General features: G+C 69.3%; 16 protein-coding genes. 7 read left to right on the top strand and 9 right to left on the bottom strand.

Annotated elements, in window-relative coordinates:
- Positions 1 to 60: 60 nt before the first annotated feature.
- From larB to PV781_RS19810, 6 genes are all read right to left on the bottom strand, one after another.
- Complete coding sequence (gene larB / locus PV781_RS19835; RefSeq protein ID WP_274777359.1) at positions 61 to 747, bottom strand: nickel pincer cofactor biosynthesis protein LarB; 687 nt, start codon at positions 745 to 747, stop codon at positions 61 to 63.
- On the bottom strand, positions 744 to 1,544 hold the full coding sequence (gene larE / locus PV781_RS19830) for an ATP-dependent sacrificial sulfur transferase LarE (RefSeq protein WP_274777358.1): 801 nt from the start codon (positions 1,542 to 1,544) through the stop codon (positions 744 to 746). Before larE ends, larB begins: the two co-directional genes overlap by 4 nt.
- Positions 1,541 to 2,899: a nickel pincer cofactor biosynthesis protein LarC gene (larC, locus tag PV781_RS19825; protein ID WP_274777357.1), complete on the bottom strand. Its 1,359-nt coding sequence runs from the start codon at positions 2,897 to 2,899 to the stop codon at positions 1,541 to 1,543. Before larC ends, larE begins: the two co-directional genes overlap by 4 nt.
- Positions 2,900 to 2,922: 23 nt before the next feature.
- Complete coding sequence (locus tag PV781_RS19820; protein WP_274777356.1) at positions 2,923 to 4,248, bottom strand: nickel pincer cofactor-dependent isomerase, group 22; 1,326 nt, start codon at positions 4,246 to 4,248, stop codon at positions 2,923 to 2,925.
- A gap of 63 nt (positions 4,249 to 4,311) precedes the next feature.
- Entirely contained in the window at positions 4,312 to 5,286 is a 975-nt protein-coding gene (locus PV781_RS19815) for a Bug family tripartite tricarboxylate transporter substrate binding protein (protein ID WP_274777355.1), read from the bottom strand.
- 279 nt (positions 5,287 to 5,565) lie between these two features.
- A complete protein-coding gene (locus PV781_RS19810; RefSeq protein ID WP_274777354.1) occupies positions 5,566 to 6,357 on the bottom strand; it encodes a FadR/GntR family transcriptional regulator in 792 nt (263 codons plus the stop codon).
- Positions 6,358 to 6,665: 308 nt separating this feature from the next.
- Between PV781_RS19810 and PV781_RS19805 the strand changes: the two genes are divergently transcribed.
- The 5 genes from PV781_RS19805 to PV781_RS19785 are packed head-to-tail and all read left to right on the top strand — an operon-like array spanning position 6,666 to position 11,928.
- Positions 6,666 to 7,856 (top strand): four-carbon acid sugar kinase family protein, encoded by a 1,191-nt coding sequence (locus PV781_RS19805; protein WP_274777353.1) that lies wholly within the window; start codon positions 6,666 to 6,668, stop codon positions 7,854 to 7,856.
- Positions 7,853 to 8,878, top strand: a complete 1,026-nt coding sequence (pdxA, locus tag PV781_RS19800) for a 4-hydroxythreonine-4-phosphate dehydrogenase PdxA (protein ID WP_274777352.1) — start codon at positions 7,853 to 7,855, stop codon at positions 8,876 to 8,878. Before PV781_RS19805 ends, pdxA begins: the two co-directional genes overlap by 4 nt.
- A gap of 15 nt (positions 8,879 to 8,893) precedes the next feature.
- A complete protein-coding gene (locus PV781_RS19795; RefSeq protein WP_274777351.1) occupies positions 8,894 to 10,027 on the top strand; it encodes an iron-containing alcohol dehydrogenase in 1,134 nt (377 codons plus the stop codon).
- Positions 10,028 to 10,062: 35 nt separating this feature from the next.
- The gene (locus PV781_RS19790; RefSeq protein WP_274777350.1) at positions 10,063 to 10,953 is read left to right on the top strand and encodes a dihydrodipicolinate synthase family protein; all 891 of its coding nucleotides are present in this window, start codon (positions 10,063 to 10,065) and stop codon (positions 10,951 to 10,953) included.
- A 9-nt stretch (positions 10,954 to 10,962) separates the two neighbouring features.
- A complete protein-coding gene (locus PV781_RS19785) occupies positions 10,963 to 11,928 on the top strand; it encodes a hydroxyacid dehydrogenase (protein ID WP_274777349.1) in 966 nt (321 codons plus the stop codon).
- A 45-nt stretch (positions 11,929 to 11,973) separates the two neighbouring features.
- Here PV781_RS19785 and ygfZ read toward each other — a convergent pair whose 3' ends face one another.
- On the bottom strand, positions 11,974 to 12,849 hold the full coding sequence (gene ygfZ / locus PV781_RS19780; RefSeq protein ID WP_274777348.1) for a CAF17-like 4Fe-4S cluster assembly/insertion protein YgfZ: 876 nt from the start codon (positions 12,847 to 12,849) through the stop codon (positions 11,974 to 11,976).
- Positions 12,850 to 12,920: 71 nt separating this feature from the next.
- Here ygfZ and PV781_RS19775 point away from each other — a divergent pair, with 71 nt between their 5' ends.
- Positions 12,921 to 14,258: a dihydroorotase gene (locus PV781_RS19775; RefSeq protein WP_274777347.1), complete on the top strand. Its 1,338-nt coding sequence runs from the start codon at positions 12,921 to 12,923 to the stop codon at positions 14,256 to 14,258.
- A gap of 21 nt (positions 14,259 to 14,279) precedes the next feature.
- On the opposite strand, the gene PV781_RS19770 is transcribed toward PV781_RS19775, so the two are convergent.
- On the bottom strand, positions 14,280 to 15,746 hold the full coding sequence (locus PV781_RS19770) for a methyl-accepting chemotaxis protein (RefSeq protein ID WP_274777346.1): 1,467 nt from the start codon (positions 15,744 to 15,746) through the stop codon (positions 14,280 to 14,282).
- A gap of 297 nt (positions 15,747 to 16,043) precedes the next feature.
- Here PV781_RS19770 and PV781_RS19765 point away from each other — a divergent pair, with 297 nt between their 5' ends.
- Positions 16,044 to 16,961, top strand: a complete 918-nt coding sequence (locus PV781_RS19765) for an HpcH/HpaI aldolase/citrate lyase family protein (RefSeq protein ID WP_274777345.1) — start codon at positions 16,044 to 16,046, stop codon at positions 16,959 to 16,961.
- Positions 16,962 to 16,980: 19 nt separating this feature from the next.
- Here PV781_RS19765 and PV781_RS19760 read toward each other — a convergent pair whose 3' ends face one another.
- Positions 16,981 to 18,126 carry a DUF2778 domain-containing protein gene (locus PV781_RS19760; protein WP_274777344.1) on the bottom strand — a complete coding sequence of 382 codons (1,146 nt, stop codon included), beginning with the start codon at positions 18,124 to 18,126 and terminating at the stop codon, positions 16,981 to 16,983.
- Positions 18,127 to 18,281: the final 155 nt, after the last annotated feature.

The raw sequence follows: 18,281 nt of genomic DNA, 5'->3' as shown, positions 1-18,281 counted from the left end.
CGGGCGGAGCATGTGTTTCATGCCTTGCCTCAGGCTTGCACCCGTGAACGCAAAGGCGCGTCAGGTGGCCTGCGCCACCCCCGATCCCAGGGCCCGCATCCGCAGGGCCGCCTGGGCCGCCCCGAAGCCGTTGTCGATATTCACCACCAAAAGGCCCGGCGCGCAGCTCGCCAGGGCCGAATGCAAAGCGACGGTGCCTCCTTCCGACACACCTTGTCCCACGGAGGTGGGTACGGCGATGATTGGCGCTCGGATCAGTCCTGCCAGCACCGAAAACAGCGCGCCTTCCATGCCCGCCACCGCGATGACGATGCGGGCGCGCCGGATCTCCTCCAGTCGCTCCATGAGCCGCCACAGGCCAGCCACCCCCACGTCCGCGATCACTTGCGCGCCGACGCCACAGAAAGCGAGGGTCCTCACCGCTTCCCCCACCACGGGCATGTCGGCCAGCCCGGCGGCCACGACGGCAATGTCCGGCTCCCCGCTGCAGACGGGGATGGGGCCGAACAGGCCGGTGCGGGAGATCGGATCGAAGTCGAGAAGACCGCGCAGGCCGTCCGGCAAGCGCTCCACCTGCTCGGGCGCAAGCCGCGTCAGGAGCACCGGCCGCCCCAGTGTGCGGGCTTGTTCGAGGATCTGCGCGAGCTGCGCGTCGGTCTTGCCCTTCGCATAGACTGCTTCCGGCAAGCCGGTCCGGGCGTCACGGTCCCAATCCATGCGGGCGTCGGGCCTCAGGCTGTCGCTCATTCCGCCGCACTCCGCACGAAGGCGCTGCCGACGCGATAGGCGTCGATGCCAGCGAACGTGCGGCCCTCCTCCTGGCAAGCGGCCCTAACGAGCGCGAGGAGGCCAGTCATTTCATCCGGCGAAGGGGCCGGCCGCAATTCCAGATGCACCCCGTCGCGACGCAGGCGCACGCGCACGGTCCGGTGCCGTCCCAGGAGATCGCGCACCGCTCCCTCCGTGCGATCGATGAAGGCAAGGTCGCGCGGGTCGATGGCGATGCCCGTCTCCACCCGGCTGGCGAGGCACGGCTGGGCGGGAAGCTCGGCAAAGGCGGTCAGCCCCAAGTGCCGCGCCAATGCGCGGATGTCGTCCTTGCCAATGCCGGCGGTGACGAAGGGATGGACGACGCCCCGCTCCCGCGCCGCGTTGAGGCCCGGACGGTGCTCGCCGAGGTCGTCGAGATTGGTGCCCGAGGCAATGGTGCGGTCTGTGACAGCGGCGATGGCGCCGTAGAGGTTGGCCTTGCAGAAATAGCAGCGGTCGAACGGATTGGCGCGATAGCGCGGATCGTCCTGCTCCCCGGCATTGAGGAGGCGCAGGTCCCAGCCCTCGGCCGCCGCATGGGCTTCGATCAGCCTCCGCGCCTCGCCAGGCACGGCGGGCGAGACGGCGTGGACCATCAGCGGCGGCGTTGCCGCATGGCGGTGGACCAGCGTGGCGAGGGTCATGCTGTCCACGCCCCCGCTCACCGCCACCGCCAAAGGTGGCAGGGTATCGAGGAGGGCGAGCAGGCGGGGCAGATCGTCGGGCGCGGTCATGGCTCGCTCCGTCCGGCCGCCCGCCGCGCGGCGAGGGTGCTGAGGCCGGAGAGCGCATCGGCCTCCACCTTGGCGGTGACCTGCCCGTCGGGACGGGTGGCATGCTTTACCGGGCGGCCATCCGCCGCGTGGCCGTGCGTGCGGGCAAGCACGCGCCGCTCCACCCGATGGAAGCGCAGGCCGAGAGTGGAGGTTTGCAGGAAGACGGCCTCGCTGATGGCATCGACCCGGCCTTCCTCGCACAGCAGTGCGAAGGTGGTGAGCGGCCTGCCCTTCTTGCCGAGGCCCGGCACGAGGCGCAGGTCGCGCACCCCGGTCGTGGCGCGCAAGAGGTCGGCGGCGTGTGCCATTTCCTCGCCGGTCATGTCGTCAATGTCGAAGGCGATGTCCACCAGCAGGTCAGGCCGCGCCGCCTCTCTGGAGGTCTCGAACAGGCTCGCCCGCAACACGTTGGGCAGGCCCGGCAAGCTGCGCGTGCCGGCGCCATAGCCGACCGCCTTGAGGCTGGCGAGGGCCGGCCGCGCGGCCGGTGCGTCCCCCATGAGATGGCGCAGGATGGCCGCGCCGGTGGGCGTCACCCGCTCGCCCTCGACCCCGTCATCCCGCCAGGGGAAGCCGGTGAGGATCTCCAGCGTGGCCGGCGCGGGCACGGGGAGCAGGCCATGGGCGGTCTTCACCATCCCGCCGCCCAGGGGCAGGGGGGAAAGGCTCCAGGTGGCGCCGGGGAGGGCTGCGGCAATGCTTCCGGCGGCCACCACGTCCATGAGAGAATCCCAATCGCCGATCTCATGGAAATGCACCGCCTCCACAGGCATGCGATGCATGCGCGCCTCGGCCTCTGCCAGCACGGTCAGGATGGCGATGGCGGCGTCTGCCGTGCCGGGATTGAGCCGGGCATCGCGGATGCGGGCGCGCATGTCCGCGAAGGTGCCGGACGGGGCGGGGGCGTGAGGCCGGGGAGACGCGTGCGGGTGCGCGTGCTGGTGAGCCTCGGCATGGGCATAGGCGTGAGAATGGGAATGGGCGTGAGAATGGCAATGAGAGAAAGAGCGAGAGTGGCTCTCACCCATGCCGTCACCGCCCGCCGAGGCCTGAGCATGGGAATGGGAGCTGTGGGAGGCATGGTGCATCCCGTGGGCTGGGTCCTCGCCAGGACCCGCCAGGGAGAAATGCAGCGCTGCGATGCCGCCATTCACCACCTCGGCGATCCGCGCTTCCCCCACCCCCGGCGGCAGGACGGCGGCCACGTCGGCCAGCACGCGCGGCTTCAAATCCGGACGGGCGGCGAGCAGCGCGGCGACGAACATGTCGCCGGCGATGCCGCCCACGGGGTCGAGATGGATGTGAAGCGCCACGGCCGGATCTCCCGGGCCGGTGCTCAATGGGGCAGGTCCGGCCACGGGTCCAAGAGGCGCCCGTCCGCGTCGAAGCCCATGGCGCGCGGCTCGGTCAGGATCTCGATGCCCGGCCGGTGGGCGATCTGCGGCAGCAGCGCCTCGGAGGCGTAGAGATATTCCAGGTGCAGCGTGTTGGGGATGCGGATCATGGTGATGGCATCCGGCGTCTGGGATTCGCAGGTCTTCACCGCTGCCTGGATGGCCGTCTTGTCATCCGGCATGGCCATGGGCAGCGAAGCGGCGATGAGGACGCCGGAGGTCAGCGAATTGGTATAGACCGCCTCCCGGTCGAAGCGGTTGAACAGGCGGTCGGTGATGACGTCGGCGCGGGCGACGCCATTGGCATTGCCCTGGCTCTTGTCGGTCACATCCAGCACGATGATGCGCGAGACGCTCGGGCCGCCCTTGATGGCGGTGGTGGAGGGGCGGCCGGTGATGTTGGGGTCCATGCCGCTGCCGGAAAATTCCTTGCCCACATAATCCACCAGCAGCACGTCCAAGGGGCCGGACGCCAAGGGCTGGTCGAGGGGGCCTAGCGGCAGGCGGGGCATGTTGCGCATGGCCTCGGCGAGGAAAGCGCGCTCCGCCTCGATCAGCCCTTCGGGCGGCAGCACCACCACCTTGCACAGGCGGTCATAGGCGTTTTCCACCGTGCCGATGCCGAACAGCACCTTGCAGGTGGCCAGCTTCACCCGCGCCATCTCGATGATGAAGCGGCCCACATGGTTGAAGCCCCAGGCGTGGCAATTGTCGGCGCCGGACTGCTTGCCGAGGCCGATGGCCAGCATCTTGACGAGGCCGCTCTCATTCTGGGCCCGGAAGGCGCTGTGCGGCTTGATGCGGTTGAAGAGGACGATGCCGTCCGCCTCGAAGGCGAGGCGGTCGATGCGCACCGACATGCCATTGTCCAGCACGCCCACTTCCACGGTCTCCATGGAGGAGCGGATGGGGCAGCCGGCGCTGTCCTCGGTCACGCCGAGCTGAGCCAGCACCTTGGCCTGGCCCTCGGCGGTGGCGCCGCCATGGCTGCCCATGGAGGGCACGATGAAGGGATGGGCGCCCAGCGCCTTCAGTTCGCTGACGATGGCGCGCACCAGCTCCGGCAGGCTGGCAAGGCCCCGGCTGCCCACGGTGAGGGCCACCGACATGCCCGGCCGGATGGCCTCCCGCACGAAGCCGGCGGAGGCCAGGGCATCATGCACCGCCGCTTCCGGCTCCACCGCCGGGGCGGCGAAGAAATTCTGGCGGACCAGGGCCATGCGGGGCAGCGGGGTGTTCTCGACCAGCTTCACATAGCTCGGCCGCATGGCGTCTCTCCCGTTCTGTTCTTTATGCCGCGGCGGGCCGAGGCCCGCCGCGTGCGAATCTTATCACTGGGGCTTGATGTTGCCCTTCTCGATGACTTCCTTCCACTGCGCCGTCTGCGACTTGATGAGATCGGTGAACTTGGCGGGGGAGGAATTGGACACCGGGGTCACGCCCATGGCCTCCATCTTGGCGATGGTGTCGGGCTGCTTCATGAAGGCGTCGATCTCGGCCGCCAGCTTGTTGGTGATCTCGTCGGGCGTGCCGGCGGGGGCGAGGAAACCATGCCAGGCGGTGGCCTCGAAGCCGGGGACGAACTCGGCCACGGTGGGCAGATTCTTGTCGAAGGCCTCGCGCTCGGGGGTCGCCACGGCGAGCGCCACCAGCTTGCCATTCTTCACATAAGGCAGCAGCAGCGGCACATTGTCGAAGGCCAGCTCCACATTGCCGGAGAGCAGGTCCGGCAGCATGGCGGACGAGCCCTTATAGGGCACGTGCACCATCTGGGTGCCGGTCTTCTGCATGAACATCTCGCCAGCCAGGTGCTGGGTGGTGCCGATGCCGGCGGAGCCGAAGGACACCTTGTCCGGGTTCGCCTTCAGATAGGCGATGAGGTCGGGCACGGTGCGGGCCGGGATCTTCTCGGGGTTGATCACCAGCACGTTGGGCACCACCGAGACCTGGGCGATGGGCTTGAGGTCGCGCAGGGTGCGATAGGGAAACTTCTCGCCATAAAGGGTCGGGTGAACGGCGAGGTTCGAGGTGGAGGCGAGCACCAGCGTGTTGCCGTCGGGCGCGGAGCGCACCACCTTGTCCACGCCGGTCACGCCGCCGCCGCCGCCGATATTCTCGACGATGAAGGGCTGGCCCAGCTTCTTCTGGAGATTCTCCGCCACCATGCGGGCGATGATGTCCGCCGTGCCGCCGGAGGAGAAGGGCACCACGATGGTCACCGGGCGGGAGGGATAGGCGGGCTGTGCCATCACCGGGCTGGCGAGGACGAGCGACAGGCAAGCAGCGGCGAGGGATCTGAGCTTCACAGCTTCCTCCGAGTTTTCTGTGTGCGGCCATGGGGCAATGCGGCCAGTGGCCGGGAGCCGGGCGGCTCCGCCTGGGACGGCGCTGGGCGACCATCCGGAGGCAACCTGCGGACTTGTCCACTATTTGTCAAGATGTCACGGATGGGGTGGGGTGGCCACAGCGTTCAAGGGCGCGCGGCGCGGTCCGGGTTGCCGCACGGCATGCGCCGCCGACGCGGCAAGTGGCGGTCGATGACAGGCGCTCTTGGGCGCGGGGGCGGCTTCGGCGGAACGTGGAGGTCAGAGCGAAAGGTCGAGTGTCCGGCCCTCGAAAATGCGGTCGCGGGAGCCCTCCAGATGCTGGCGCATAAGGGTGCGGGCGGTCTGCGCATCGCGTCTGCGGATGGCATCGAAGACGCCCTGGTGCTCCTTGAACACGCCCGCCAGCCCGGAATGGGGACCCATGAGCGAAACGCCGTGGAACTTCATGCCCACCGCGATGTGGTCCTTCAGGGCCTGCATGGAGGAGATGTAATAATGGTTGTTCGAGGCCTGGGCGATGGCGCAGTGGAAGGCATAGTCCGCATCTTCCCTGTGCCGGTGCGCCTGGGTGGCATCCCGCATCAGATCGAGCGCCGCGGCAATGGCGGCAAGCGCCGGCTCGTTCCAGCGCAAAGCGGCGTAATAAGCGTGGTCCGGCTCGATGGTGAGGCGGAATTCGTAGCAGCGCTGGATGTCGGCGATGGTCTCCACGGGGGAGTAGCCGATGGCGCGGCTCTCCTCGACGCGCACCTTCACGAAGCTTCCCGCCCCCTGGCGGGAATAGATCAGGCCCTCGTCCCTGAGGCGCCGCAACGCTTCGCGGATGATGGGGCGGGACACCAGGAACTGACCGGCCAGCTCGTGCTCGCCAGGCAGCTTCTCGTCGGGCTGGAAGTCGCCGCGGCTGATCTTGGTGAGCAGCAACTGGTAGACGCGCTGGACCAGGGGCGTGCGGTGCGCGCGGTCGGTGCTGCCGTCCAAACCCTCGGGCCCCGTCTCAAAAGCGGGGGCGGGCACGGAAGCATCCTCCGGGGTGTCGCGATCGGCCATGACAACTTTCCAGAACAGAACGGAGCAGGCGGACGGCGACCGTGACGGTCTCGACCTGGGCAATTCCGCCGGCTCGTCTTATAACACATTGCCCGCGCGTCGGTCGTTGGCAAGGGGCGATCTGACTTCGGCAGCGTCTGGAGCGAATTTTCAACATTACAACATGTTGACACACGCGCTGGGGCCGGCGTATCACCCCATCACGGGCGCGCCCTCCAGGCCGTCCATGCCAGGGAGAGACCGGTGAGCCCCATTCTCGTCCGCACCAAGCGCATCCCGCGCGTGTCGGGCGCATGGTGGCGGCATCCATGACGGCGCCCATCGTCGCGCCGGCCGCGGATCGTCCCGCTGCGGGCGCAGTCGCGCCCGACGCAGCCGCGCTCGCCCTGCCTCTGCGCCTCATTGCCGATGACCTGACCGGCGCGCTGGATTCCGCCATGGCCTTCGTGCGACCTGGCCAAGCGCTGCCGGTTCACCTCGCGGCGCCGCAGGCGCCGGGCACGGGCGCACTCGCCATCGACAGCGATACCCGCGAGAGCGACCCGGCAACCGCGCGAGGAACGGTTGCGTCCCTCGCTGCCGGCCTGCCGGACGGGGCGGGCCCGGGCGTCCCGCTTTTCTTCTGCAAGCTCGACAGCCTGTTGCGGGGGCGGGGCGCGGCGGAGATCGCCGGCTGGCTGGACGCCATGGCGTTCCAACGCTGCATCATCGCGCCCGCCTTTCCCCATCACGGCCGGGTCACGCGGGGCGGCATCCAGATGTTGCTGGGCGCCGATGGCGTGCGGCCGGTGGGTGAAGACCTCGCGGCCGGGCTCAGGGCCCTCGGCTTTTCCGTCCATCTGTGCCGCCCGGGCGAGCCGGTACCCCTCGGCCTCAGTCTGTGGGATGTGGAGACGCAGGCGGACCTCGCCACCCTCGCGCGCGATGGACGTTCTGCTGGCGGACGCATCCTGTGGTGCGGCAGTGGCGGGCTGGCTCTCGCACTGGCGGGGGAGGCGGAGCCCGTCCTGGTCGATCCCCGCGCCCTGCCGCGCCCCCTGCTCGGTCTCTTCGGCACCGATCATCCGGTGACGCGGGCGCAGGTGGAGGCCTGTGGCGGGGCCGCCTTCCAGATCTCCGGCGGCGGGCGGGACGAGGCGGCCCGCGTCGCCGCGCGCCTTGAGGCCGAAGGCGTTGCGCTTGTCTCGCTGGCGCTGCCCGAGGGTACGCCCCGTGCAGAAGCGGCGCGGCGCATTGCCGATGAATTCGCCCGCCTTCTGCAGACGCTGCGGGCGCCGGGCACTCTGGTGGTGTCCGGGGGCGAGACCCTGCGGTCCCTCAGTCTTTCCTTGGGCGCGGAGCGGCTCGACCTTCTGGGCGCCTTCGAGACCGGCATCCCCGTGTCCATCCTGCGGGGCGGGCGGTTCGACGGGGTGCATGTGGTGTCGAAGTCCGGTGCCTTCGGTGATTCCCTGCTGCTGCGGCGGCTGATCTTTCCAATGCAAGGAGCGCGCGCATGACGCCGCATTTGGCCGTCACCATGGGCGACCCGGCCGGGGTCGGACCGGAGATCATCGTCAAGGCCTGCGAGCGGCTGAAGGACCGGCTCGCCGCCGGCGATTTGCGGCTCCTCATCATCGGCTCCAATCCAGCGCTGCAGGAGGCGCAGGCGCTGCTTGGCTCCACGCTCCCCATCCCCGAGGTGAGCGAGGCGGACGCGGAATGGCCGGCGCTCGCCTGCCTCCAGGCGGGGCCGGAGGGAGAGCCCATCCGGCCGGGCGTGCTGAGCCTTGATGGCGGCCGCTTTGCCTTCCTCGCCATCGAGCGCGCCGTGCGCCTCGCCCAGGCCGGCCGCGTGCAGGGGCTGGTGACGGCACCTCTCAACAAGGAGGCGCTGAACAAGGCCGGCTATCATTATGCTGGCCATACCGACATGTTGGCGGATCTCACCGGCGCCCGTGGTTCGGTGATGATGCTCGCCCACGGCAATATGCGGGTCAGCCACCTGACCACACACATCGCCCTGAAGGACGTGCCCGCCAAGCTCACGCCCGAGCGGCTGCGCTATGTGATCGACCTCACCGACCAGACGCTGAAGGGCCTCGGCCTCTCCCGCCGCCGCATCGCGGTGGCCGCGCTCAATCCCCATGCGGGCGAGGGCGGCCTGTTCGGGCGCGAGGACATGGAGGTGAGCACCCCCACCATCGCCAAGTGCGTGGCCGACGGGCTCGACGTGGTCGGCCCCGTGCCCGGCGACACCGTGTTCGTGAAGCTGCGCGCCGGCCAGTTCGATGCCGTGGTGGCCATGTATCACGACCAGGGGCACATCCCGGTCAAGCTGCTGGGCTTCAACGTCAATCCCGAGACCGGCACCTGGGACGCCCTGTCCGGCGTCAACATCACGCTGGGCCTGCCCATCATCCGCACCTCGGTGGATCACGGCACGGCCTTCGACATTGCCGGCAAGGGCATCGCCAACGAACTGAGCCTCATCGAGGCCATCGATTATGCCGAGAAGCTCGCCGCTTCCGGAACGCACTGAAGGAAGGGCGACATCATGACCGCAGGTCTCTCCGCGCCCATCGAACTGGCGCGCCCGCCCCGCATCCTGTTCGGCTCCGGGACAGTGGCGTCCGTGCCGCGCTGGATCGCGGAAAAGGGCTTTTCCCGCATCCTGGTGGTGGCCGACGCCTTCAATGCCGCCCGCATCGATCTCCTCGGCCTTCAGGGCGAGGTCACCGTCTTCGGCGAGGTGAAGCCCGAGCCGGACGTGCCGAACCTGGAGGCGCTCCTCGCCCGCGCCGGCGCGGCGCAGGCGGAGGTGGTGATCGGGTTTGGCGGCGGCAGCGCCATGGATCTGGCCAAGCTCGCCGCCGTGCTGCCCGGCTCCGGGCAGTCGCTGGCCGAGGTGGTGGGACCGGAAAAGGTGAATGCCAAGGGTGCCGCCCTCATCCAGGTGCCCACGACCGCCGGCACCGGCAGCGAGGCGGGCACGCGCGCCCTCGTCACCGACCCCATCACCCAGAACAAGCTCGCGGTGCAAAGCCTGCACATGCAGGCGGACCTCGCGGTTGTGGACCCCGACCTTACTTTATCCGTGCCCCCGGCGGTCACGGCGGCCACCGGCGTCGATGCCTTGGCCCATTGCGTCGAGGCCTTCACCAGCCGCAAGGCCCATCCCACCATCGACCTTTATGCGCTGGAAGGCGCGCGGCTGGTGGGTAAGCACCTGGCGGCCGCCATCCGCGATGGGTCGAATACCGAGGCCCGCGCGGGCCTGGCGCTCGCCTCGCTCTATGGCGGCTTCTGCCTCGGCCCGGTGAACACCACGGCGGGCCATGCGGTGGCCTATCCGCTGGGCACGCGCCACCACATCGCCCATGGCGCGGCCAATGCGCTCATCTTCCCCCATGTGCTGGCCTTCAACGCCCCCGCCGTGCCGGAGAAGACCGCCCTCGTGCTTGAAGCGCTGGGCCTGAAGCCTTCCGCCGATCCGGCCGAGGTGCTGGAGGCCACTTATGGCTGGTGCGCCGCGCTGGGCTGCCAGATGCGCCTGTCCGCCTATGGCGTGCCGCGGGAGGACCTGCCCGTGATGGCCACAGAGGCCCATGCCATTCGGCGGCTGCTCGACAACAATCCGCGCGACATCAGCCGCGAGGAAATTCTCGCCCTTTACGAGGCCGCCTACTGAGCGGGCCCGACAGCAAGATTGGAAAGGCTGAGGACATGACCAAGATCAAGGGCACCTTCGTTGCCATCGTCACGCCCTTCGACGCGACGGAGACGGTCGATGGCGCGGCGCTGCGCCGGCAGGTGGACCGGCAGATCGGGGCCGGCAACGGCATCTTCTGCGCCGGCACCAATGGCGAATTCTACGCCTTGTCGTTTGAGGAAAAGATCGAGGTGGCCCGCATCTGCGTGGATGCGGCGGCGGGGCGCCAGCCGGTGCTCGCCCATATCGGGGAAATCTCCACCCACCAGACCATCGCGCTGGGCAAAGAAGTCCAGAAGCTGGGCGTGAAGGCGGTGTCGGCCATCACGCCGTCCTTCATCGCCTGCTCGCAGGCCGAACTGGTGGACCATTATCGCAAGGTGGCGGACGCCCTGTCCTTGCCGGTCTATCTCTACAACATCCCCGCCCGCACCGGGAACACCATCGCCCCCGAGACCGCGCGCGTCCTGGCCGATCATCCCAACATCATCGGCATCAAGGACAGCGCCGGCTCGCAGGAGAGCCTGGACGGCTTCCTGGCCATCGCCCGTGAGCGGGACGATTTCGACGTGCTGGTGGGCCCGGATTCGCTGATCCTGCACGGCCTGAAGAATGGCGCCGCCGGCAACATTTCCGGGCTCGGCAACGTGGCCCCCGTCACGCTGAACGCCATCAGCTCGGCCTTCGACAAGGGCGACCTGGCCGCCGCCGAAGCCGCGCAGACCCGCTTCAGCACGCTGCGCAAGGAGCTCTACGCCCACGGCTTCCCGCCCGCTTTGGTCAAGCGCGCCTTGCGCCATGCCATCCCGGAGGTGGGCGCCAGCCGCGCGCCGGTGCTCATCTCCGCTGAGGCGGATGCTGAGATCGCGGCGCTCTCCGCGCGCTATGCCGAAGCCGTGGCGTGAGGGCGCGCCATGAGCTTCACCGTCGTCAGCCTCGGCGGCCCCGTGACCGCCGCCGGGGAGGAGATGCTCCGCGCGGCGGGGATCACTTCCCTATCCACCGGCCCCTATCCCCCCAAGAGCGAGGTGATCGACCTCCTCGCCAGCCGGCAGGCGGATGCGATCATCGTCCGCCTCGTGGAGCGGATCGATGCGGACATTCTGAAGGCCTCGCCCCGCCTCAAGCTGGTGCACAAGCACGGCGCCGGCACCAATGACATCGACGTGGCGGCGGCCACGGCGCTCGGCATTCCCGTGCTGGCCGCGGTGGGTGCCAATGCTCCTTCGGTGGCCGAGCATGCGCTGGCCATGATGTTCGCCCTCATCAAGGACATGCGCCGGCAGGACGCCTTTGTGCGCGGCGGCGGCTGGGCGGCCAAGGCCTATCAGGGCCACGAACTGCGCGGCCGCACGCTGGGCCTCGTGGGCTTCGGCCTGATCGCCCGGCATCTGGCCCGCATGGCCGGGGCCATCGGCATGCGCGTTGAGGCCTATGACCCGTTCGCCCCCGATGCGGCCTTCGCGGAGGGCGCCACCCGCGCCACCGACCTCGACGCGATGCTGGCCGCCGCCGACGTGGTGAGCCTGCATTGCCCGCTCACCCCGGAGACGCGCGACCTCATCAATGCCCGCACGCTCGGCTTAATGAAGCCCACCGCTTTCCTCATCAACACCGCGCGCGGCGAGGTGGTGGACGAGGGCGCGCTGGTGGAGGCGCTGCGCGCGGGTCGCATCGCCGGCGCCGGCCTCGACACCTTCGCGCCGGAACCGCCGGCCGCCGACAATCCCTTGTGGCAGCTGGAAAATGTGGTGGTCTCCCCGCACATTGGCGGGGTCACGGAAGAGGCGCGGGGCGAGGTGTCCCTGATCACCTGCGGCAATGTGATTGCCCTTCTGAAGGGCGAAAGCGTGCCGCAGCACTTCTTTGTGCGGGGATGAGACCGGTCGCCGCCGGGAAAGACGCCCGGCGGCTCTCTCGAAGGCTCAGCCTTCGCCGTCGGCCCCCACCATCTGGAAGCCGGCCCAGGCGGGCTTCTTCAGCTTCACTTCGACCCCCGCCGACACCAGCGGCAAGCCGGCGGCCAGCGCATCCGCCGCCCGGTCGAGCCGCACCAAGGCAATGCCCTGGCCACGCGCCGACGAGCCGATGCGCCCCACGCTCTTCTCGCCCGCCTGGATTTCCGAGCCCTCTTCGGGCGCGGCGTCGAACACAGCGATGACCGCCCGCGTGCGTGCGGTGCCGCGATGCTGCATGCGGCTCACCACCTCCTGGCCCACATAGCAGCCCTTCTTGAAGTCGACGCCGCCCAATTGATCCATGTCGGTCTCATGGGGGAAGGCATCTCCATAGGCGAAGTCGGCACCGCCCTTGGGAATGCCGAGGCCGATGCGGTGGGCGTCATAGCCGGCCGGATCGCCGGCCGGCGCGTCAGCTGCGGGAAACACGACCCGTTCGCCCAAGGCGGGAAGGCGCGGATCGGGGAAGACCTGCGCGCCCTCGGGCAACTGGATGGCGCCCCAGCGGGCGGCGACCGCATGGGCCTCGTCCGGCGTGATCTCCACCTTGGCGCGCAGGCGATACATGGCGAGGCGCTTGACGAGGTCGCCCACCAGCGCCTTCGGCGCGTCCAGGAGGAAGGTGTCGGGCGCATCCTTCGGGGCATAGATCAGGAAGTCGGAGATGATCTTGCCCTGCGGCGTGAGGAGCGCTCCGAAGCGGGCGCCGCCCGGTTCCAGGCTCTCCACGTTGCAGGTCACCACATTGTGCAGAAAGTGGCGCGCCTCGGGTCCGCTGATGCGCACCAAGGCGCGGTCATCCAGGCGGGCGAAGGGGAAAGCCGGGGAAATGGCGTTGGGCATGGCCCTGTCCTTGTCAGATGCTCAATTCAGACTTAAAGCCCCGCCCGGTCCCTCTCAAGAGCGAGCGCGCTATGGCTGATAGCTTCGACCTCATCCTCAAGGGCGGCACGCTCGTCACCCCCGCCGGCATCGGTGCCGCCGACATCGGCGTCACCGCCGGCCGCATCCGCGCCATTGGGTCTCTGTCCGGGGCTTCGGCGGGCGAGGTGGTGGACTGCACGGGGCTCACCATCCTGCCGGGCGTCATCGACACCCAGGTGCATTTCCGCGAGCCCGGCCTCGACCATAAGGAAGATTTGGAGAGCGGCTCGCGCGCGGCGGTGATGGGCGGCGTCACCGCCGTGTTCGAGATGCCGAACACCAATCCCCAGACCACCAGTGCCGCAGCGCTTGAGGACAAGCTGAAGCGCGCCAATGGCCGCATGCATTGCGACTTCGCCTTCTATGTGGGCGGCACCCACGAGAATGTGGCTGACCTGCCCGAGCTGGAGCGCCTGCCGGGAGCGGCCGGCGTGAAGGTCTTCATCGGCTCGTCCACGGGTTCGCTGCTGGTGGCGGACGATCCGGGCGTGAAGGCGATCCTGAAGGTGATCCGCCGCCGCGCCGCCTTCCATTGCGAGGACGAGCCGCGCCTCAATGAGCGCAAGAGCCTGCGCGTGCCGGGCGATCCGACCTCCCATCCGGTGTGGCGCGACGAGGTGGCGGCGCTGACCGCCACGCGGCGTCTGGTGACGCTGGCGCGGGAGGTGGGCGCGCGGGTGCATGTGCTGCATGTGACCACGGCCGAGGAAATGGCCTATCTCGCCGACCACAAGGACGTGGCCTCGGTGGAGGTGACGCCCCATCACCTGACCATGACGGCGCCGGAGTGCTACCAGCGGCTCGGCACGCTCGCCCAGATGAACCCGCCGGTGCGCGAGGCGCGGCACAAGGATGGCCTGTGGGCGGGCATCGCCTCCGGCGTGGTGGACGTGCTCGGCTCCGACCACGCGCCCCACACCCTGGAGGAGAAGGCCAAGGCCTATCCCGACACGCCCTCGGGCATGACCGGGGTGCAGACCCTGGTGCCCATGATGCTCGACCATGTGGCGGCGGGTCGCCTGTCGCTGGAGCGCTTCGTGGATTTGACCAGCGCCGGTCCGGCGCGCCTGTTCAACATCGCCTGCAAGGGCCGCATCGTGGAAGGCTATGACGCCGACTTCACGGTGGTGGACCTGAAGCGCCGCGCCACCATCACGCGGGACTGGATCGCCTCCAAGTCCCAGTGGTCGCCCTATGAAGGCGTCGAGGTCACGGGTTGGCCCGTGGGCACCTTCGTGCGCGGCCGCAAGGTCATGTGGGAAGGGGAACTGACCGGCCCTTCGGGTGGTGCGGCCGTGCGCTTCCTGGAGACCTTGCAGGGCGCCTGACCGGGCGCCCCGCGCCGGGCGTCAGTGCTTCAGCAGCGTTTCCACCTCGGAGGTGAGGCGTTCGGCAAAGCCGGACACCTCGGCCGCGACCGTGCGCACGCCGGTGGCGGCATTGCGGATCTGCGAGGACGCCGTCGAGACGCCGAGGATGCTCTCGCTGACCGAGCGGTTGATGGCCGCCTGCTCGTCCACCGCCGCCGACAGGCCCGTGAACACATTGCTCAGTTCGCCGACGCTGTGCGTGATCTCGCCCACCGCACCGGCCGCCGAGGCGGCGCTTTGCTGCACGGCTTCCACCTGGTGGCGGATGTCCTGGGTGGCATTGGCGGTCTGGAGCGCCAGGGCCTTGACCTCCTGCGCCACAACCGCGAAGCCTTTGCCGGCCTCGCCGACCCGCGCCGCCTCGATGGTGGCGTTGAGGGCGAGCAGGTTGGTCTGGGCGGCGATCTTCTCGATCAGCGCCGTGACATTGGAGATGCGCTCGACGCTGGTGGTGAGCCCGCCCACCAGCGCGTTGGAGGCGGTCGCTCGTTCCGTCACCTCCCGCGACATATTGGAGGCGCGGCGGATCTGATGGGTGATCTCGTCGAAGGTGGCGGACATCTCCGTCGCCGAGGAGGAGACGGTGTTCGCCATCTCCTCGCTGCGCTCGGTGAGCGACAGGAGCTGCGCGCTGGCGCCCTCGCCGGCCTCGGAGGTGCGGCGCATCTCAGCGACGACCCCGGTGACGCGGTCCGCCAAAGTGATGCTATCCGTGATCAGCGACCAGGTGACCATGGGCCCATCATAGGAGCCGTCCGGACCCGTGATGGCGGTCACGCGCAGATGCAGCGTTTCCGGCCCGACGCGGATGCGCGCCTCATGGGGGAGGTAGCTGGCATCGGCCAGCATCTTGCGCTGGTGATGAGGATTCTTGTGGAACACATCAATGCACGTGCCGATCAGCGCGTCCGCCTTGATGGGCAGATGGGCCTCGATGCGGCGCAAGGTGTCGATGGAGGTCTTGTTCGCATAGTCGATCCGCAAGGTCTCGCGGTCGCAGGTCATGACGTTGACCGGCAATTCTTCCAGCATCTGGAGCAGGCGGGCATTGCGGGCCTCGGCCTTCACCGTGGCGGTCATCACGTTCCAGGTGAGCTGGAGATGCTCGCAATTGCCGCGGGCGTCGCGCACCGCGTCCACATGCAGGTCCAGGATCTCGCTGCCGGCATGGATGCGCGCGGTGTGGGGCAGGTTGCGCAGGTCGGACAGGTGCTTGCGCACGCGGGCCCCGTCGGTGTGGAAAATGTCCATGGACTGGCCCACCACGGCCTCGGCCGGCACCGGCAGCACCGATTGGATGGATTGCAGCAGCGCCTTGGACTTGGCGTTCACATAGGTGATGCGGAAGCTGCGGGGGTCCGCCAGCATCACCGCCACCGGCAGCGTCTCGAGGAGGGGCATGCGAAGCGAGGAGGCGTCAGAGCGCTTCAGAGCGACGGCCGGCATCGATGGGTCCTGACCATGTGCGAAGGGGACGGGCCCCGCCCCTCCGGAGGGGGATCGTTCCCGCAGGTGATGGAAGTCCGCGCGAATGGCGCGGCCGCTTGGTAGGTGGGAAACTATGGCGCCAAGGTTGCGCGGGGCTGACTCCGCTTTCAGGAAATATACGTAGGCCTTGAGCTAAACGGTGGATGTGCAACGTAAAAGGAGGTTGCGCCCGGATCTGGCCCCGCCGCACAAAGGCGGTTGAAGCGCCACTCCGGCCGAAGCGTTGAGAGCCGGAAGCACCCGAGGAAACGCCCTATGCTCCCCTTCTCGCCCTCTCCCTCCGTGCGCCCGGCGCGCCTGTGCCGCACCTGGATGTTCCTGGAAGGCGCCAACGGGGAGGTGCTGGATGCCGCCCCCTCCTGCGGTGCCGACGTGTTGATCCAGGAACTGGAGGACTTCACACCGCCCGCCTTGCGGCCGAAGGCGCGGCAGATGGCCCCTGCGGTCTATGCCCGCTGGCGCGCGGCGGGCGCGGTCGTGGCGGTGCGGGTCAATCCGCTGGCGGAGGGCGGCTTGGAGGATCTGGAAGCGGTGATGGCCGGGCGGCCGGACATCGTGGCCTTGCCCAAGGTGGCCGAGCCCCGGCAGGTGGCGGAGCTTGATGCTCATGTCAGCCGGCTCGAACAGGCCTATGGCTATCCATCCGGCAGCACCGCACTGCTGCCCAATATCGAATTCGCCCGCGGCCTGGTGCAGCTTGGCGCCATCGCGGCGGCAAGCCCGCGCGTGACCGCCTGCCTGCTGGCGGCGGAGGACCTCGCCGCCGACCTTGGCGCCGAACGCGAGCCGGACAGCCTGGAACTGGCCTATGCGCGCCAGCGCTTCCTGGTGGAATGCGTGGCGGCCGGCATCGTTGCGGTGGATTGCCCCTATACCTGGGCGGACTGTGACGGCGCGGACCGCGATGCCCGCTGGGCCCGGCGCCTGGGCTACCGGGCCAAGAGCGCTGTGGATCCGGCCCATGCGCCGGTCATCAACGCCGCCTTCACGCCTGCGCAGGCGGAGGTGGAAGCCGCCGAGCGGCTGGTGCGCGCCTTCGAGGCGGCGCGGGACAAGGGCGAAGCGCGGGTGGAACTGGACGGGGCGCTTGTGGAAGTGCCCGGCTATCTTACCGCCAAGCGGCGCCTCGCGCGGGCGGCGGAGCTTTCAAGCTGGCGGCCGGGCGGCGCCTGAGCCGCCCGTCGCGAGGGGATCAGCGGTCCTTGGCCGGGGCGGCATTGGCCTTGGGAATGAGCCACGACAGGAGCGAGGGCGTCTGTCCGGCGGAGGGGGGCAGGCGGGGCACGACCACAAGGCGGTTGAAGTCGCCCCGCTTATAGGCGGACAGGAAGCGCTGATAGTCCCGCACCGAGACGCAGCCATTGGAATCCCCGCGCGCGCCCAGCATGTAGGTGTGCACCAGGAAGCCATCGCGGCCATACATCTTGCCGTCGCCGATGGGGGTGAGGCGGATCGCCTCCACACCGTGGAACAGCGCCTCGCGCATGGTCAGCTTGTAGGTGTTGGGCGGCGTCGGGCCGACCATGCGCCGGTGCACGCTGGTGGGCTTGTCGAAATTCTCGCCATAGCCCGAATGGGCCTCCAGGCGCTCTCCGCTCGGCAGGTAAACCATGCCGCCCTCAATGTCATAGAGCGCGAAGCGGCTGCCGGGGGTGGGCAAGGTGATGCCCGTGGACGGCTCGTCCGGCTCCGGCGCGCGTTCGATGACGCGGGGCTGGCGTTCCTCTTCGGGCGCCACCGGGGCGAGGGAGGCCAGCTGCCGCTCCGGCCGGGGCTGTGGGCCGACCACCGGCCGGGGCGGGGCGATGAGGCGGATGGTGTCCTTCTGCGCCGCGTCCGCCAGCGCCTCGGCGGTGGGCGTGCGCAAGGCGAGCAGGGGGTTGCGGGTGGGCAGGGGGATGCCGGCGGTGGCCACGTCGGCCACCAGGTCGGCGGCGGCTTCCTCAACGTCCGCCTGGGCGAGCTCCAGGCTTGCCGCGCGCAGGTCGAAGGGAGTGGCGGCGGTCATCCAGCCCGGCTCCACCGGCACGGTCCCGGCGGAGGGCAGGCCGGCGGGCTCCGCCATCGCCTGGCCGTCGCCGGCGAGGACGAAGGGCTCGGTGCGCGGCGGGCGCGGCGGCAGGAAGCGCGAGATGGGCGAGAGCGGGGACAGGTGCGAGGTGGTGACCGGCGCGCCCCCCGCCCACGGATTCCCGTTGACGGCGATGGTCGCGGCCACACCGACGGCGCTGGTGGCGATCACCAGGGCTCCGATGAAGCTGATGGGCGCGCCCTGGCGGGAGCGGCGGCGCCGGTCCCGGACGGGGGCCTCATCATGGGTCCAGGAAATATAGGTCATGATCCTCGCAGCTCGACCGGGCGCTTCCGGCTTGCCCCGCGCCCGGCGAAGCGGGTGGGGAGGCGACGTGCCGATGAGGTCAGGCTGCCAAAAACTTCCTAACAATATGCTTTATGTCGCCGTAACCATGGGGCAATCGCCGGGCCCGGTGGGGC

Source organism: Aquabacter sediminis, from assembly GCF_028863665.1.
Lineage (GTDB): Bacteria > Pseudomonadota > Alphaproteobacteria > Rhizobiales > Xanthobacteraceae > L1I39.
This window is presented reverse-complemented; position numbering and strand designations above follow the sequence as displayed.

Bases quoted from the DNA above. Each gene is read 5' to 3' on its own strand.
- pdxA (WP_274777352.1), top strand. From the start codon at position 7,853: ATGACGCCGCATTTGGCCGTCACCATGGGCGACCCGGCCGGGGTCGGA.
- PV781_RS19795 (WP_274777351.1), top strand. From the start codon at position 8,894: ATGACCGCAGGTCTCTCCGCGCCCATCGAACTGGCGCGCCCGCCCCGC.
- larB (WP_274777359.1), bottom strand. From the start codon at position 747: ATGAGCGACAGCCTGAGGCCCGACGCCCGCATGGATTGGGACCGTGAC.
- PV781_RS19770 (WP_274777346.1), bottom strand. From the start codon at position 15,746: ATGCCGGCCGTCGCTCTGAAGCGCTCTGACGCCTCCTCGCTTCGCATG.
- PV781_RS19765 (WP_274777345.1), top strand. From the start codon at position 16,044: ATGCTCCCCTTCTCGCCCTCTCCCTCCGTGCGCCCGGCGCGCCTGTGC.
- PV781_RS19820 (WP_274777356.1), bottom strand. From the start codon at position 4,248: ATGCGGCCGAGCTATGTGAAGCTGGTCGAGAACACCCCGCTGCCCCGC.
- PV781_RS19785 (WP_274777349.1), top strand. From the start codon at position 10,963: ATGAGCTTCACCGTCGTCAGCCTCGGCGGCCCCGTGACCGCCGCCGGG.
- PV781_RS19790 (WP_274777350.1), top strand. From the start codon at position 10,063: ATGACCAAGATCAAGGGCACCTTCGTTGCCATCGTCACGCCCTTCGAC.
- larE (WP_274777358.1), bottom strand. From the start codon at position 1,544: ATGACCGCGCCCGACGATCTGCCCCGCCTGCTCGCCCTCCTCGATACC.
- ygfZ (WP_274777348.1), bottom strand. From the start codon at position 12,849: ATGCCCAACGCCATTTCCCCGGCTTTCCCCTTCGCCCGCCTGGATGAC.
- PV781_RS19810 (WP_274777354.1), bottom strand. From the start codon at position 6,357: ATGGCCGATCGCGACACCCCGGAGGATGCTTCCGTGCCCGCCCCCGCT.
- PV781_RS19805 (WP_274777353.1), top strand. From the start codon at position 6,666: ATGACGGCGCCCATCGTCGCGCCGGCCGCGGATCGTCCCGCTGCGGGC.
- PV781_RS19775 (WP_274777347.1), top strand. From the start codon at position 12,921: ATGGCTGATAGCTTCGACCTCATCCTCAAGGGCGGCACGCTCGTCACC.
- PV781_RS19760 (WP_274777344.1), bottom strand. From the start codon at position 18,126: ATGACCTATATTTCCTGGACCCATGATGAGGCCCCCGTCCGGGACCGG.